Source organism: Enterobacter sp. ECC-219, from assembly GCF_043966805.1.
Taxonomy (GTDB): domain Bacteria; phylum Pseudomonadota; class Gammaproteobacteria; order Enterobacterales; family Enterobacteriaceae; genus Enterobacter; species Enterobacter cloacae_N.
This window is the reverse complement of sequence record NZ_CP143680.1, coordinates 4,375,199-4,391,134: the sequence shown is the minus strand read 5'-3', so window position 1 is coordinate 4,391,134 and position 15,936 is coordinate 4,375,199. Positions and strand designations below refer to the sequence as shown.

Sequence of the window (15,936 nt, the reverse complement as noted above, 5' to 3'; positions counted from 1 at the left end):
TCTCATGACGCAGATGATTTCTAAAACGCAGGCCCCGGTCAAACGCGCCGGACGCATCGATCCCATCGCCTTCTTCGAGCGCTTCGGGGTGCTGATTTTCATGATCCTGCTGCTGATCTTCTTCCAGTCGCAGAACAGCAACTTTTTCTCTGAACGCAATATTTTCAACATCCTGACCGAAGTCTCCATCTACGGGATCATGGCCGTGGGGATGACGTTCGTCATTCTGACCGCCGGGATCGACCTCTCCGTGGGCTCCATTCTGGCGGTGTGCGCAATGACCGCAGCGTACGTGATCAAGGGTGATAACTTCACCACCGTAGACCCGAACGCCTGGGGCGGCATGAGCTGGCTGATCGGCCTGGGAATTTGTCTGGCCATGGGCACGGCGATTGGCTTCCTGCACGGCCTGGGCGTCACCCGCCTGCGCCTGCCGCCGTTCATCGTCACCCTCGGCGGGATGACCATCTGGCGCGGCCTGACGCTGGTGATTAACGACGGCGCGCCGATTGCCGGTTTCGATCAGGGCTACCGCTGGTGGGGGCGCGGGGAGCTGCTCGGCATCTCCATTCCGATCTGGATCTTTGCCATCGTCGCCGTCGGCGGCTATCTGGCGCTGCACAAAACCCGCTGGGGCCGCTTCGTCTACGCCATCGGCGGCAACCCGGAGGCGGCGCGCCTGGCGGGGGTCAACGTCAAGCGCGTGCTGGTCAGCGTCTACGTGCTGATCGGCTGTCTGGCGGGTCTGGCGGGCTTCATCCTGAGCGCGCGTCTGGGAAGCGCCGAGGCGGTGGCCGGGATCTCCTTTGAACTGCGCGTCATCGCCTCGGTGGTGATCGGCGGTACCTCGCTGATGGGCGGCTACGGGCGCATCGGCGGCACCATTATCGGCTCCATCATAATGGGTATTCTGATTAACGGCCTGGTGCTGATGAACGTCTCGGCCTACTACCAGCAGATTATCACCGGATTAATTATCGTTCTGGCGGTGGCATTCGATACCTATGCCAAAAGCCGTCGCGGCGCACTGTGAGGAACACGATGAAAGAGGTTCGTATTGGATTGATTGGCACCGGGTATATCGGCAAGGCGCACGCTATCGCCTATGCCCAGGCCGCGACGGTGTTCAACCTGCGCGGCAAACTGGTGCGCGAGATGGTGGCGGAAGTCACGCCGGAGCTGGCGGCAGAGCGCGCGCGGGCGTTTGGCTTCAACCGTTCCACGGGCGACTGGCGGGCGCTGGTGGCCGACCCGGCCATTGACGTGGTGGATATTTGCTCACCTAACCACCTGCATAAGGAGATGGCGCTGGAGGCGATCCGCCACGGCAAGCACGTCTACTCGGAGAAGCCGCTGGCGCTTAACGCCCACGACGCGCGCGAGATGGTCGACGCCGCGAAGCGGGCCGGTGTGAAAACGCTGGTGGGGTTCAACTACATGAAGAACCCAGCGGCGCAGCTGGCGAAGGAGATTATCGCCCGCGGCGAGATTGGCGATGTGATCCACTTCTACGGCACCCACAACGAAGACTACATGGCCGACCCGCTGTCGCCCATCCACTGGCACTGCTTTAAAGAGACCGCCGGGCTGGGCGCACTGGGCGACCTCGCGGCGCATATCGTCAATATGGCCCAATACCTGGTGGGCGATATCGAGCAGGTCTGCGGCGATCTGAAGATCGTGGTTCCGGCGCGCCCGGCGAAGGCCGGTTCGTCAGAGATGATTGCCGTCGAAAACGAGGATCAGGCCCACGCGATGGTGCGCTTCGCGGGCGGGGCGCAGGGCGTGATTGAAACCTCCCGCGTTGCCTGCGGCCGCAAGATGGGGCTGTCGTACGTCATCACCGGGACGAAAGGCGCCATCAGCTTCACCCAGGAGCGCATGGCGGAGCTGAAGCTTTATCTGCATGACGATCCGGTGAACCGTCAGGGGTTCCGTACGCTGCTCGTCGGCCCGGCGCACCCGGAATACGCCGCGTTCTGCATGGGTGCGGGCCACGGGATTGGCTTTAACGATCAAAAAACGGTGGAGGTGCGCGACCTGGTGGACGGGATTGCCGCCGACGCGCCGATGTGGCCGGACTTCGAAGAGGGCTGGAAGGTGTCGCGCGTGCTGGACGCGATTGCACTCTCGCACCGGGAAGGCCGCTGGCTGAACGTGAACGACATTGTCTGATGAGGTATCAACGTGGAAAAGCAGTTTGATGTGATATGCATGGGCCGCGTGGCGGTAGACCTCTACAGCCAGCAGATTGGTGCCCGTCTGGAGGACGCGTCGAGCTTCGCCAAATATCTCGGCGGGTCATCGGGTAACGTGGCGTACGGCACCGCGCGTCAGGGTTTACGCTCGTCGATGCTGGCGCGCGTCGGCGATGAACATATGGGCCGCTTCCTACGCGAAGAGCTCAACCAGGTGGGCTGCGATACCAGCCATCTGATTACAGATAAACAACGCCTTACGGCGCTGGTGCTACTCGGTATTAAAGACCGGGACACCTTTCCCTTAATTTTTTATCGCGATAACTGCGCGGATATGGCGATTACCGCCAGCGATGTGGACGAAAGCTACATTGCCTCCGCTCGTTGTCTTGCCATCACCGGGACCCACCTTTCTCATCCTCAGACCCGCGAGGCTGTGCTGACGGCGCTGGGCTATGCCCGCCGTCACGGCGTGCGCACGGTACTGGACATCGACTACCGTCCGGTGCTGTGGGGGCTCACCTCCTTAGGCGACGGCGAAACGCGCTTTATCGCCGCCGATAAGGTCACCCGCGAGCTGCAGGAGGTGCTGCACCTCTTCGACGTCATTGTCGGCACCGAAGAGGAGTTTCACATTGCGGGCGGCAGCACGGATACCCTGCAGGCGCTGGGGCAGGTGCGCGCCGTCAGTGACGCAGCGCTGGTCTGCAAACGCGGCGCGCTCGGCTGCTCGGTCTATACCGACGCCATTCCGCCCCGGCTGGACGACGGCCTGACGGTCACCGGCGTGCGCGTGGAGGTGTTGAACGTCCTCGGCGCGGGGGACGCGTTTATGTCCGGCCTGCTGCGCGGCTACCTGAACGACGAGGGCTGGGAGCAGGCGTGCCGCTACGCCAACGCCTGCGGCGCGCTGGTGGTCTCGCGCCACGGCTGCGCCCCGGCCATGCCGAGCAAAATCGAGCTGGATGACTATCTTTCCCGCGCCGCGAACGTGCCGCGCCCGGATCTCGACCCGCGTCTTAACCATCTCCACCGGGTGACCACCCGCCGCGGCGAATGGCCGGAGCTGTGCGTGATGGCCTTCGATCACCGCAGCCAGCTTGAGGATATGGCGATGCAGTGCGGCGCGTCGCTTAAGCGCATTCCGGCACTGAAGCAGCTGATCCTGCAGGCCAGCCGCGAGGCGGCGAGCCGCGCCGGGCTGGAGGGCAAAGCGGGCTTGCTGTGCGACGGCACCTTTGGTCAGGACGCGCTGAACGCGATCACCGGGGAAGGGTGGTGGATTGGTCGCCCCATTGAGCTGCCGGGCTCCCGGCCGCTGGAGATGGAGCACGGCAACATCGGCACCCAGCTTATCAGCTGGCCGCAGGAGCACGTGGTGAAGTGTCTGGTCTTCTTCCATCCGGAAGATGCCCACGGCCTGCGCCTGGAGCAGGAGCAGAAAATTGCCGAGGTGTACCACGCCTGCTGCCGGTCCGGGCACGAGCTGCTGCTGGAGGTGATCCTGCCTGCGACCATGCCGCGCAGCGACGAGCTCTACCTGCGCGCCATCTCCCGCTTCTACAACCTGGGCATCTACCCGGACTGGTGGAAGCTGCCGCCGCTTTCCGCCGACGGCTGGACGGCGCTCGGCGAGATTATCGACCGCCGGGACCCGCACTGCCGCGGGGTGGTGATCCTCGGCCTGGACGCCCCGGCAGAACAGCTGCGCGCCGGCTTCAAAGCCGCAGCGGGGCAGCCGCTGGTAAAAGGCTTCGCCGTGGGGCGCACGCTGTTTGGCGATGCGTCCCGCGCGTGGCTGAAGCACGATATTGACGATGCGCAGCTGGTGGCGCGCATTCGGGACAACTACCTGCAGCTTATCGCCTGGTGGCGCGAGCGCGGACACGCATAATGGAGACGACAATGAGTGTGCAATTAGGCATTAACCCGCTGACGTGGACGAACGACGATCTGCCTTCTCTCGGCGCCGAGACGTCGCTGGAGACCTGCCTGAGCGAAGGAAAAGAGGCCGGTTTTGCCGGCTTCGAGCTGGGCAACAAATTCCCGCGCGAAGCGCGCCTGCTTGGCCCGATTTTGCAGCGCCACGACCTGAAGCTGGTCTCCGGCTGGTACTCCGGCCGCCTGCTGGAGCGCAGCGTGGGGGAGGAGATTGCCGCCGTGCAGTCCCACCTGACGCTGCTGCGTGAGCTGGGGGCAAAGGTGCTGGTCTTTGCGGAGGTGAGCGGCTGCATTCACGGCGAGCAGCAGACGCCGGTGCATCTGCGCCCGCGCTTCCCACAGGAGCGCTGGAAGGAGTACGGCGAGAAGCTCACCGAATTTGCCCGCTACACCCAGCAGCAGGGGGTGCAGATTGCCTACCATCACCATATGGGCACGGTGATTGAGTCCGCCGAGGATGTTGACAACCTGATGGCCCACACCGGCGACGAGGTTGGACTGCTGCTGGATACCGGCCACCTGACCTTTGCCGGGGCCGATCCGCTGGCGGTAGCGCAGCGCTGGGCGTCGCGCATCAACCACGTTCACTGCAAAGACGTGCGCGCCGACGTGCTGGCGGACGTCAAAAACCGCAAAACCAGCTTCCTCGATGCGGTGCTGAGCGGCGTGTTTACCGTGCCGGGCGACGGCTGCGTCGATTACCCGCCGATTATGCGGCTGCTGAAGGCGCAGGATTATCACGGCTGGCTGGTGGTCGAGGCGGAGCAGGATCCGGCGATTGCCCATCCGCTGACCTACGCCCGTCTGGGGTACAACAACCTGAGCCGCCTGGCGCGCGACGCCGGACTGATTTGAGGAGGGGACATGTCACGTCTGTTATCACGCTGGCAACAGCCGAACACGGAGGGGCGAACCCAGTCCGTTACGCCGGAAAGCGCGGGGTGGGGCTACGTCGGGTTTGAGGCGTATGAGCTGCAGGAGGGGCAGACGCTGACGCTGCCCGCCGTCAGCGAAGAGCGCTGTCTGGTGCTGGTCGCCGGACGGGCCTCCATCAGCACCCCTTCCGCGCAGTTTAACGACATCGGCGAGCGGATGAGCCCCTTCGAGCGCATCAAGCCGTGGGCGGTGTACGTCGCCCCGCGGGAGACGGTGCAGGTGAAGGCGCTGACGAAGCTGGAGCTGGCGGTCTGCGCCGCGCCGGGCAAGGGCTCGTATCCGACGCGGCTGATAGCCCCGCAGGACATCGACGCCGAGGCGCGCGGCAAGGGCCACAACCAGCGCTACGTGCACAACATTCTGCCGGAAGACAAACCGGCTGACAGCCTGCTGGTGGTGGAGGTATGGACTAACGAGGGCTGCACCAGCTCGTACCCGAGCCACAAGCACGACACGGATAACCCGCCTCAGGAGACATATCTGGAGGAGACCTACTACCATCGCCTCAATCCGGAGCAGGGGTTCTGCATGCAGCGGGTCTACACCGACGACAGAACGCTGGATGAGTGTATGGCGGTCTACAATCGCGACGTGGTGATGGTGCCGAAGGGCTATCACCCGGTGGCGACGATGGCCGGGTATGACAGTTACTACCTTAATGTGATGGCCGGCCCGGTGCGCAAATGGATGTTTACGTGGGAAAAGGACCACGCGTGGATTAATCATGATTATCCCGCGGATGGCGGGGGCTGAGACGGCCTTTTTTGTCGGGTGGCGCTGCGCTTACCCGACCTACGAAATCGTAGGCCCGTGCAAGCGTAGCGCCGCCGGGCGAATTGTCCTCAGTGCATCCGCCTCGCCTGCTCAATCGTCCGGGCGATAGCCTCCGGCTGGCTTACCATCGACACGTGGCTCGCCGCCACCTCGGTGGTTTTCGCGCGGATCGTCTTCGCCATGGCGCGCTCAAGCTCCGGGTTGATCATTCGGTCATTCTTGCTGACCACAAACCAGCTCGGTTTATCATGCCACGCCGCGTGGGTGACCTTTTCACCAAACGCATCGGCCTTAATTGGCCCCTGCGTGGCCGCGATAGCGTTTTGTTCTTCTGGCTTCACATCCGGCGCGAAGTCCTTCCTGACGGCTCCTGTCGGCAGGTATAAATAGCCGTCTGCCGTTTTGGTGATGCCCGCGCTGCCCGGCGGTTCAGGGTAGCTTCCTGCCAGATCTGCCGTCGACTGGCCGGAATCCGGCGCGAATGCCGCTACATACACCAGCGATTTCACCCGCGCATCGTTGCCCGCCTCGCTAATCACAGTGCCGCCCCAGGAGTGGCCCACCAGCACCACGTCGCCTTGCGCCCGGGAGATGGCCCGTTTTGTGGCCGCAACGTCGTCCCTGAGAGAGGTGAGCGGGAGCTGGACGGCAATCACCTCATCGTGCTGCTTCTGCAGCAGGGCGATCACCTTATTCCAGCTGCTGCCGTCGGCAAACGCGCCGTGCACCAGCACAACGCTGGTTTTACTTTGTGCAAAGGCGCTGGCGGAAAAGGCCAGCAGGCCCGCCGTCACTACAGACAGTGCTTTCATCTTCAGACTCCTTAAAAATGGTGGACCGCCGCGTGGGGCGGAACGGTGAATTCAATGGTTTTGTGATCGAGCGGCTTGTGCGTCGGGTCGGCCAGGATAATCGTTACCTTGTGCTTGCCGGCGGGCAGTCCCACCAGGATCACCGGCTCGCCGCTGGCGTCAGCCCAGTGCCACGGCGCGCCGTCCACCACCACGTGAATGTGTCCGATACGCGGGGTTACCTTGAGCGCCTCGGGGCCGAACACCGGTTCGATGCGCAGGTTTTCGGCCCGGTACTGAATAAACACCGCGCCTTTGCTCAGCGGGCCAGCGAGCGGGGGATCGACGATCAGCCTGGCGGGCGGCTGCGGCTGCGCCAGCGGCGCAACGGCGGCGGGGCCGTTAACGTCCGCGGCGCTCAGGTTGTCCAGCGGTGTGGCCCGGGCATGGGCTACAGATGCCAGGAAAAGCAGGGGGATAAGTGCATAACGGCGGATCATCGGTTTCTCTCCTCATCGGTTCTGAATGGCGACAGGGAAAGAAAACCATTTTTATGTATCGGAGATATTTGCCGGAGGCGGCGTTTTGTACCCGTTTGTCAGCGCAGGGTTCTGGATACAGTGCGATACACTTTGCCTCCCGGGACGGCGCACAATAGCTATCGCCAGCCCGGCAATTACCAGCGTCAGCCCCATTGAAACCCACATTGCACCCGCGATCCCCAGCGTTTTATTCAGCCATGCAAAGGCAAACGGAGAAGCTGCGGCCATCAGCTGCCCCGGGATGAGAAGCATGCCTGTCCGGCTGGCGTAACGTTCCGCGCTGAACAGCTCCAGCGGCAGGGTCGCTTTGACAATGGTTACCAGCCCGTTAATTGCGCCATAGCCCAGCACAAATCCGGCGGCACCCCAGACAAACAGGGTGCTGCTCAGCCCGATGAGAAAACAAAGCGGCATGGCAATGGCAGTAAAAAGCGTAAGTTTTAAAGGGGTTAAGCGTGCTCCCGCCAGCACCTCCATAAAGCGCGCGCCCGTCTGGCCGATCCCCCACAGCATGCCGACCGCGACCGGCAGGCCGAAGCTGGCGATAAACTCGGGGAGGTGGGTAGAGGTCCCGCTTGAGACAAAGGTAATGAGCGCAATAAAGGTCGCATACAGCCAGCCGTTACGCCTGTCTTGGGGCGAGACCGGCGCGCTCGCTTTTGGCTTCACCGCAAAGCGCTGACGCGGGAAGTGGCGAAGAAGCAGGGCGCTCAGTAATCCGGACAGGGCGTAGACCTTCAGCGCGTCCTGCCATGCCATCACATTGAGTAAAGCCTCTCCCAGCGGCCAGAAGACGGCGGACGCCAGCCCGCCCATCAGCGTAATACGTGAGATGGTCCCGCGTGCCTGCTGGCCGTACAGGTTAACCAGCGCGGCGAACAGTGCGTCATACAGCGACAGGCGCATCCCGAGGCCGCACAGTAGCCAGGCGCAGTACCAGCCAGACAGCGTCCGGGTATACGCCATACCGGCGCAGCTTGCAGCAATCAGCAGCGTTCCGCCCATCACCACCCTCTGTCCGCCAAAACGTGCCAGCAGACGGGCGACGTAAGGGGAGACCGCCGCCATCACCAGCATCGCCAGCGTCAGGCCGAGGTAAATCTGCGGTGCTGACCAACCCCGATCGGCTGAAATCGCCCGCGCAAAGGTGCCGGGCATATAAAATGAGATCCCCCAGTTGAGGAGTTGATGACATCCGGCAGTGAGGGCAAGGCGACGAGGCAGGGCAGGTGTTTCCATTGTTTTTCATTCCGTTATGCAGTTGTCCTGAGCATAGCGAGCGCGGTATTGTGCTGGCAGGCCTGCAACCTTATGCGCTGTATAAGAGAAACTTTGAATGACGACGCTTAACCTCGGCTATCTCGCGACGTTCCGCCTGGCGATCCAGCGCGGCAGCTTTTCGGCGGCGGCGGATCTGCTGGGCATTTCCCAGCCCGCGGTCAGCCTGCAAATACGCCAGCTGGAGCAGTTTCTGCAAACGCGGCTGGTGGAGCGTACCGGGCGGGGCATTAAGGCCACGGCGGCCGGAGAGGCATTGCTGGCGCACGGGGAGCGCATTCAGCAGGTCGTGGACGAAACCCTCCTGTCCGTGAGCGCGTTCAGCCACGATGTCAGCGGGACCATTACCCTTGGCACGGGGGCGACGGCCTGCATCCATCTTCTGCCACCCCTGCTGGAGCAGCTGCGCCGCGACTATCCGCTCCTGCGGGTGGGCGTAACAACGGGCAACACCCTCGATATCGTCAGGGCCATCGAAGAGAACCGTCTTGATATGGGGCTGGTGACGCTGCCGGTGAGCGGCAGAGCGCTGGACGTTATGCCGGTGATGGACGAGGAGTTTGTTTTTATCGCGGCGCGGGAGCAGCAGGACGCTTTCCGGGAATTAACCCCACAGGCGCTCCATGCTCAGCCGCTGATTGTCTTTGAGTCAGGCAGCAGTACGCGGGCGCTGATTGATGGCTGGTTTGCGGCCAATGGGTTAGCGATCGCGCCGGTGATGCAGCTTGGCAGCATTGAGGCGATTAAGCGTATGGTTCGCGTGGGGCTGGGCTACAGTATCGTTCCGCGAATGGCGGTTGAGCATGACGCTGACCGTGAAGGGCTCTGCGTCATGTCACTCACGCCCATGCTGCAGCGGCAGCTGGCCATCGTGATGCGGCAGGATAAGATCCTCAGCAAAGGGATTGCCGGGATTATTCGGCTGGTGCAAGACACTGCGGCGGGCTAGCGGTCAGCGGCGTCGACGTTCAGGCTGGACTGCTGTGACTGGGTTTTGTCCTGATGGTGATACCAGGCGCCGATGGAAGAGTAAACGAAGCGGCCAAAGAAAAACAGAAAGCTGATGAGCAGTATGATGCGGGTCATTCGGGTGTTAAAACGGTGTCGTTTGCGCATACGCGTGGCCTGACTCACTCTCTTTTTTCCTGGGCATGCCCTTTTGGGCGACGGGGATATTAAGGCACAGCGGAAAGAGAGGGTCAATTCCGTCATGTGTAAATAACCGTCAACGTATACATTAATTATTGTTATTGAAATTAATAATTGCATTTACCATATTGATAACATGAAGAAAATTATTTCAAAAAAACGCTATGCAAGGCTTATTTGCGTAAAATAGTTTGATTTATGTCAACGGATTCCCGGCCCTGATATTTAAAATCCCTCCTCCATACCGTTCGCCCTGCATGTAGCCGGGCGGCGCCAGGTCAGGTTGGATGCCTGTCTTTATTTTCCCTCTGGAGAAAAAGGGGTTTAACCGGGCATCTATGAACATTTTCGCTTTCCTGAAAAACAATAAACACCGCTGGTGGGCATTGCCGCTTATTTTACCGGTGGTTTTACTTCCCGTACTGAGCGTGGCGAATACGTTCACGCAGCTGGGTGACGGGATAGTGGCACTTTATTATTTACCGCTCTCGTTTTTGCTTTCGCTGATGATGTTTTTTGGTCCTGGAGCTCTTCCCGGGATCGTGTTGTCGCTGTTTATCCGCTATTACCCGTCGGTCGGGATGTTTGAAACCGTCGCCGGCGTGCTCCATTTTATTGTCCCTTTAGTGCTGAGCTGGGGCGGCTACCGGGTGTTTGCGCCCAGACGCAATATGACGGCGTACGGCGACGTACGGCTGATGGCGCAGCGCATCTTCTGGCAGGCCTTCTGTCCCGCGACGCTGTTTCTGGTGCTGTTCCAGTTTGCGGTGTATCTGGGCGTATATGAGAGCCGCCAGAGCCTGGCGGGGCTTAACCCCCTCAATATTCGCACGCTGATCAACTATCAGGCCTTGCTGGTCAGCGGCCTGACGGGCGTGCCGTTAAGTTATCTGCTGATCCGCCTGATTCGTCATCCGCGCTATCTCAAAAGCCTCGTCTCGCAGATCCGTACCCAGATAGACAAAAAGGTGACGCTCGCTGAGTTTCTGATTTGGGCCATTGCGCTTGGCGGGCTGCTTTCGCTGCTGCTGCTCCCGATGAATGAAAACAGTTCGATTTTCACCACTAACTACACCCTGTCGCTGCTGATGCCGGTGATGCTCTGGGGCGCGATGCGTTTTGGCTATAAGCTGATTTCGATTATCTGGATCCCGATCCTGCTCGTCTCTATTCACTATTTTTACCGCTATATTCCTGTGAACCAGGGGTACGACATTCAACTGGCGATCACCTCTTCCAGCTATCTGGTCTTCTCGTTTGTGGTGATTTACATGTCGATGCTGGCGACCCGGCAGCGGGCGGTGAACAAACGCGCCCGCAGGCTGGCGCTGCTCGACCCGGTCCTGCATATGCCTAACCTGCGGGCGCTCTCCCGCGCTCTGGCGAAAAAACCGTGGTCGGCGCTCTGTTTACTCCGCGTTCCGGAGCTGGAAATCCTGGGCCGTAACTATGGCGTGTTACTGCGTATTCAGTACAAACAGCAGCTGGCGCAATGGATTAACGGCACGCTCCAGCCCAATGAGCAGGTCTATCACCTGACGGGCTGTGACATGGCGGTTCGCCTTAACGCCGAATCGCACCAGCAGCGGATTGAAACCCTGGACGAGCACATCAAGCAGTTTCGCTTTGTCTGGGACGGCATGCCGCTGCAGCCGCAGGTGGGCGTGAGCTACTGCTATGTGCGTTCGCCGGTTAACCACCTCTATCTGGTGCTGGGTGAGCTGGGCGTGGTTGCCGATCTGTCGCTCTCCTCTAACCACCCGGAAAATCTTCAGCAGCGCGGAGCCGTGCATATGCAGCGCAGCCTGAAGGATAAAGTCGCGGTGATGAGTCGCCTGCAGCGTGCGCTGGATAACAACGCATTCACGCTGCTCGTTCAGCCCGTGCGCGGCCTGCGTGGCGATAGCTATCACGAGGTCCTGCTGCGGATGACAGACGTAAACGGACTGTTGATCTCCCCTGAACAATTTCTGCCGATAGCCCAGGAGTTTGGCCTCTCTTCGCGGGTGGATTTGTGGGTGCTGGAGCATACGCTGCGCTTCCTTGCCGCGCATCGCGAACGGCTGCCCGGCCAGCGCTTTGCCATTAATCTGGCCCCTTCAACGGTGTGTCGGGTGCAGTTCCCGCTTGAGGTGAGCCGCCTGCTGGTGAAATATGCCATTGAGCCGTGGCAGCTGATCTTTGAAGTCACGGAGTGCAGCACCTTCTGCAACGCGGAGCAGGGGCTCCACATTCTCCGGCAACTGCAGAAAATGGGGGTGCGCATTGCGATTGATGATTTCGGCACCGGGTATGCGAGCTACGCGCGGCTGAAAAGCGTGGATGCGGACATTCTCAAAATAGACGGCGACTTCATCCGCAATATCGTCAACAACAGTCTGGATTACCAGATTGTGGCGTCTATCTGCCATCTGGCGCGTATGAAGAAGATGCTGGTGGTGGCGGAATATGTCGAGACCGAAGAGATACGTAGCGCGGTTCACGCGCTAGGTATCGATTATGTGCAGGGCTATCTGATTGGCAGACCGGCACCGCTTGAGTCACTGCTGGAAGCAGAGGCGTCCACCGCGGACGCCTGAGCCGTTACGCGGCGACGTCGGCGCTCTCTTCCTCGATTTTGAGCATCCAGCCGGTGACCGATTCCCAGTACTGCTGCTCTTTTTCCAGGTCCAGCAGGACCAGCGCGTTCTGGCTAAACCAGTCGTGCGGGAAGCTCAGCGTCCAGTGGTGATCGTCGGTTTTCAGCTTCAGCGTCGGCGGCGTGGTGGTCGCCTGCCGCTGATTATTCAGCAGCACGCCCAGACGCAGAAGCTGAATTAACGGCAGGAACTGCTTTTTCTTAAACAGCGTGAAGCGCGGCAGATCGTCGAGCTTGATGGCTTTGCGGTGATAGCGCACCAGGGTTGCCATCATGGTTTGCTGCTCCTGGTTGAAGCCGGGCAGATCGCTGTTTTGCAGAATATAGGCCGAGTGGCGGTGCATCCCGCTGTGGTTGATGTTCAGCCCCACTTCGTGCAGCATCGCGGCCCATTTCAGCAGAGCGGCAAGCTGCGGGTGCGCGAGCTTGGGGTTCTGCTCCTGCCACTGTTCGTACATCTGCACCGTGGTTTCCAGCACGCGCTTCGCCTGCTCGCGGTCGATGTTGTACTGGTTGGCCAGGCTCTGGGCGGTGCGGCTGCGAATATCCTGATGGCGGAAGCGGCCTTCCATCTCATACAGCACCCCCTCACGCAGCGCGCCGTCGGAGAGGCGCAGCTCTTTAATTGCCAGCGCGTCAAATACGCCGCAGAGAATAGCCAGACCCGGCACGAAGACTGCCTTACGCTCGTCGGAAAGCCCCGGCAGGCTTAGGGCGTCAAAACTTTTATGCTTCAGCACCTCTTCAGTCAGCAGGGTCAGGCGTTCAGGCGTGATAAAGCCGTCTTTTTCACCCATCGCCAGCAGCACCTCATGCGCCGCCTTGATGGTGCCCGACGCGCCCAGCGCCACGTTCCAGCCCTGAATGCGGTACTGCCAGGCCAGGTTTTCCAGCTTCTGGATCGCAGCCATTTTCGCCCGCTGGAAGTTCTCGCGGGTGATGGTGCCGCCCGGGAAATACATCTGCGCGAAGCTGACGCAGCCCATACGGCGGCTCTCCACCAGGCGAGGCTCAAAATCTTCGCCGATCACAAGCTCCGTTGAGCCACCGCCGATGTCGATCACCAGCTTGCGGCCTTTTTCCGGCTGGGTGTGTTCAACGCCCATGAAAATCAGACGCGCTTCCTCGTTACCGGAGATGATCTCAATCGGGTAGGGGATCACTTTTTCGGCCCGCTTGAGGAACTCCGGCGCGTTCAGCGCCTGGCGCAGAGTGTGGGTGCCCACGATGCACACGCTGGAGGGCGAGAAGCCCTGCAGGCGTTCAGCAAACAGCGACAGGCAGTTCAGGCCGCGCTCCATCGCCTCTTCGCTGAGCATGCTGCGCTCATCAAGCCCATCCGCCAGGTGTACGCGCTGCTTCAGACGACCGATGATCTGCAGCGCGCCATCCACCTCACGGGCAATGACCATGTGAAAACTGTTAGAGCCAAGATCGACCGCGGCGAATTCCTGCGGGCGTGGGGTCTTATCATTTATCGGCATAGGTTAATCGGGTTGCTCGAGTGATTTGATATAGTCGTAAATCGCCAGCTGTGACCGCACTTTACGGCGATTGCCGCGCGGTACGTAGCGGTTACTGAGTTCTTTGTCGATATAGCGCGCTTTTACCGTATCGCTGAACAGGATCTCGATAATGTCGAGGATACGCTGTTTCAGACGCGGATCCAGCAGCGGGGTTGCGACTTCAATTCGATAGTCAATATTGCGCGTCATCCAGTCTGCCGAAGAGAGATAGACCTGTTTATCGCCAGCATTATCGAAAATATAGACCCGATCGTGCTCCAGGTAGCGGTCAACGATGCTGATAACGCGAATATTGTCGCTAATGCCTTCCAGTTCGGGGATAAGCGAGCACATGCCGCGGATCAGCAGGTTAACCGGCACACCGGAGCTGGACGCTGCGTACAGCCTGTCCACCAGTCCTTTGTCGACCAGGTTGTTAAGCTTCAGCGTGATGCCGGACGACAAGCCTTTCTGGGCATTGGCGATCTCTTTATCTATCATATCGTACAGCAGGCGGCGCGAGTTCTGCGGGGAGACCAGCAGATAATCGAAGCTTACCGGGCGGTACGGGTTTTCGATAAAGTTAAAGACCCGGCGCACCTCGTTAGTGATGCGGGCATCGGCGGTCAGCAGCGAGTAGTCGGTGTAAATCCGTGCGGTTTTTTCGTTAAAGTTCCCGGTGCCGATGTGGGCATAACGCACCACGTCGTCGCCCTCTTTGCGCGAAATCAGGAACAGCTTGGCGTGAATTTTCAGCCCCGGCGCGGAGAAGATGACGTGCACACCGGCTTCCGTCAGACGGCGCGCCCAGTGAATGTTTGCCTCTTCGTCGAAGCGCGCCTGTAGCTCAACCACCACGGTCACTTTTTTGCCGTTGTGCGCCGCGTGGATCATCGCGTCGATGATGCGGGAATCTTTTGCCACGCGGTAGATGTTGATTTTGATCGCCAGCACGCTCGGGTCGAAGGAGGCCTGACGCAGCAGCTCCAGCACGTGCTCAAACGTGTGATACGGATAGTAGAGCAGCACGTCGCGCTCGCGAATGGCGTCGAACCCGTTGCGGAACTTATCGAACCACAGATGGCGCAGTCGCGGCAGCGGCTTGTTCACCAGATTGGCTTTGCCGACGTTCGGGAAGCCAATAAAGTCTTTAAAATTGTGGTAACGGCCACCCGGCACGATGGAGTCATAGCGCGAAATGGTCAGTTTCTCGCGCAGCATCTCCACCATGGCGTCCGGCATATCGCGCTGATAGACAAAGCGCACCGGCTCGGCCGTCAGGCGCTGTTTCAGGCTGGAGGACATTAGCTCCATCAGGCTGGCTTCCATCTCGTGCACCAGGTCATATTCGGCGTCACGGGTCATCTTCATCGAGTAGGCGTTTAAGGCATCGTAATCGAAGAAGCCTTTGAAGATGTCGTCCAGACAGTAGCGCAGGATGTTGTCCAGCAGGATCATCGGCTTGCGTCTGCGCGGGGTCTCCGGCGGCAGGTTCACAAAGCGCGGAACCTTATCGGACGGGATCTCCAGCAGGGCGTAACGGATGGATTCACCGCGAATAATTTCCACCGCCAGGTAGGTATAGTCATCCTTGAGGAACTGCACCAGGTCGGTTTCGCGGTTGATGAGAATCGGGGTAATGTGCTGGCGCAGGTAGTGTTTAAAGTAGTGACGCAGCCAGCTTTGTTGGTTAACGGAAAGCTGACGTTCGTTAATCAGGAAGATTTGATTGCGCGCCATCTCCAGCAGCAGTTCGTTATACAGGCCGTCAAATTCCTGATCGGCTTTCAACACGCGGGACTGGATTTTGCCCAGCAGATGCCGCGAGTGCGAGTTTAAGCCCTGTTCTTCGCTGATGATGATCCGTCTTTTCAGCTCGGCAAAGCGAACCTTGTAGAACTCATCCAGGTTGTTGGAATAAATGCCTAAAAAACGCATGCGTTCGATCAGCGGGTTACTTTTGTCTGCCGCTTCCTGGAGTACACGTTCGTTAAATGCTAACCAGCTTAGCTCTTTCTCGATATATAACTTTTCCTGACCCATTACAGCTCACACTCCAGTTCAATCACAGGACGTGGTAAATCCGTCTCGTCCTTATTATGGCGAGCATTTCCACGATATGTCCAACAGTGCCAGAAAAGTATGACAGTTATTTTTTTTGTTGGGGATTTTAGCGGGTTGGGG

13 protein-coding genes are annotated in these 15,936 nt (G+C 59.9%); 7 read left to right on the top strand and 6 right to left on the bottom strand.

Features of this window, described 5'->3' with window-relative positions; translation table 11 throughout:
- The first annotated feature begins 4 nt into the window (after window positions 1–4).
- From V1603_RS20900 to iolB, 5 genes are read left to right on the top strand one after another with little or no spacing between them, the layout of a single operon-like run.
- Window positions 5–1,033: an ABC transporter permease gene (locus V1603_RS20900; protein ID WP_013098254.1), complete on the top strand. Its 1,029-nt coding sequence runs from the start codon at window positions 5–7 to the stop codon at window positions 1,031–1,033.
- A gap of 8 nt (window positions 1,034–1,041) precedes the next feature.
- Window positions 1,042–2,175: a Gfo/Idh/MocA family protein gene (locus tag V1603_RS20895; RefSeq protein ID WP_395313215.1), complete on the top strand. Its 1,134-nt coding sequence runs from the start codon at window positions 1,042–1,044 to the stop codon at window positions 2,173–2,175.
- Window positions 2,176–2,187: 12 nt separating this feature from the next.
- Window positions 2,188–4,092, top strand: a complete 1,905-nt coding sequence (gene iolC / locus V1603_RS20890; RefSeq protein ID WP_395313214.1) for a 5-dehydro-2-deoxygluconokinase — start codon at window positions 2,188–2,190, stop codon at window positions 4,090–4,092.
- Between the two features lie 11 nt (window positions 4,093–4,103).
- Complete coding sequence (iolE, locus tag V1603_RS20885; protein ID WP_395313213.1) at window positions 4,104–4,994, top strand: myo-inosose-2 dehydratase; 891 nt, start codon at window positions 4,104–4,106, stop codon at window positions 4,992–4,994.
- Window positions 4,995–5,003: 9 nt separating this feature from the next.
- The gene (gene iolB, locus V1603_RS20880) at window positions 5,004–5,828 is read left to right on the top strand and encodes a 5-deoxy-glucuronate isomerase (protein ID WP_395313212.1); all 825 of its coding nucleotides are present in this window, start codon (window positions 5,004–5,006) and stop codon (window positions 5,826–5,828) included.
- Window positions 5,829–5,917: 89 nt separating this feature from the next.
- Here the strand turns inward: iolB and V1603_RS20875 are convergent, their stop codons facing one another.
- From V1603_RS20875 to V1603_RS20865, 3 genes are read right to left on the bottom strand one after another with little or no spacing between them, the layout of a single operon-like run.
- Window positions 5,918–6,661 carry an alpha/beta fold hydrolase gene (locus V1603_RS20875; RefSeq protein ID WP_395313211.1) on the bottom strand — a complete coding sequence of 248 codons (744 nt, stop codon included), beginning with the start codon at window positions 6,659–6,661 and terminating at the stop codon, window positions 5,918–5,920.
- A gap of 11 nt (window positions 6,662–6,672) precedes the next feature.
- Window positions 6,673–7,140 (bottom strand): DUF6130 family protein, encoded by a 468-nt coding sequence (locus V1603_RS20870; protein WP_116343203.1) that lies wholly within the window; start codon window positions 7,138–7,140, stop codon window positions 6,673–6,675.
- Window positions 7,141–7,191: 51 nt separating this feature from the next.
- Window positions 7,192–8,421 (bottom strand): MFS transporter, encoded by a 1,230-nt coding sequence (locus V1603_RS20865; protein ID WP_395313210.1) that lies wholly within the window; start codon window positions 8,419–8,421, stop codon window positions 7,192–7,194.
- Between the two features lie 97 nt (window positions 8,422–8,518).
- On the opposite strand from V1603_RS20865, the gene V1603_RS20860 reads away from it, so the two are divergent.
- The gene (locus tag V1603_RS20860) at window positions 8,519–9,409 is read left to right on the top strand and encodes a LysR family transcriptional regulator (protein WP_166711954.1); all 891 of its coding nucleotides are present in this window, start codon (window positions 8,519–8,521) and stop codon (window positions 9,407–9,409) included.
- Here V1603_RS20860 and V1603_RS20855 read toward each other — a convergent pair.
- Window positions 9,406–9,576 (bottom strand): YfgG family protein, encoded by a 171-nt coding sequence (locus tag V1603_RS20855; RefSeq protein WP_162874990.1) that lies wholly within the window; start codon window positions 9,574–9,576, stop codon window positions 9,406–9,408. The genes V1603_RS20860 and V1603_RS20855 overlap by 4 nt on opposite strands.
- Window positions 9,577–9,947: 371 nt before the next feature.
- Between V1603_RS20855 and V1603_RS20850 the strand changes: the two genes are divergently transcribed.
- The gene (locus tag V1603_RS20850; protein WP_395313209.1) at window positions 9,948–12,188 is read left to right on the top strand and encodes an EAL domain-containing protein; all 2,241 of its coding nucleotides are present in this window, start codon (window positions 9,948–9,950) and stop codon (window positions 12,186–12,188) included.
- A gap of 4 nt (window positions 12,189–12,192) precedes the next feature.
- On the opposite strand, the gene ppx is transcribed toward V1603_RS20850, so the two are convergent.
- Together ppx and ppk1 are read right to left on the bottom strand one after the other, a co-directional pair.
- Window positions 12,193–13,731 (bottom strand): exopolyphosphatase, encoded by a 1,539-nt coding sequence (gene ppx / locus V1603_RS20845; protein ID WP_395313208.1) that lies wholly within the window; start codon window positions 13,729–13,731, stop codon window positions 12,193–12,195.
- A 3-nt stretch (window positions 13,732–13,734) separates the two neighbouring features.
- Window positions 13,735–15,795 carry a polyphosphate kinase 1 gene (gene ppk1 / locus V1603_RS20840; protein ID WP_163330562.1) on the bottom strand — a complete coding sequence of 687 codons (2,061 nt, stop codon included), beginning with the start codon at window positions 15,793–15,795 and terminating at the stop codon, window positions 13,735–13,737.
- Between the last annotated feature and the right edge of the window lie 141 nt (window positions 15,796–15,936).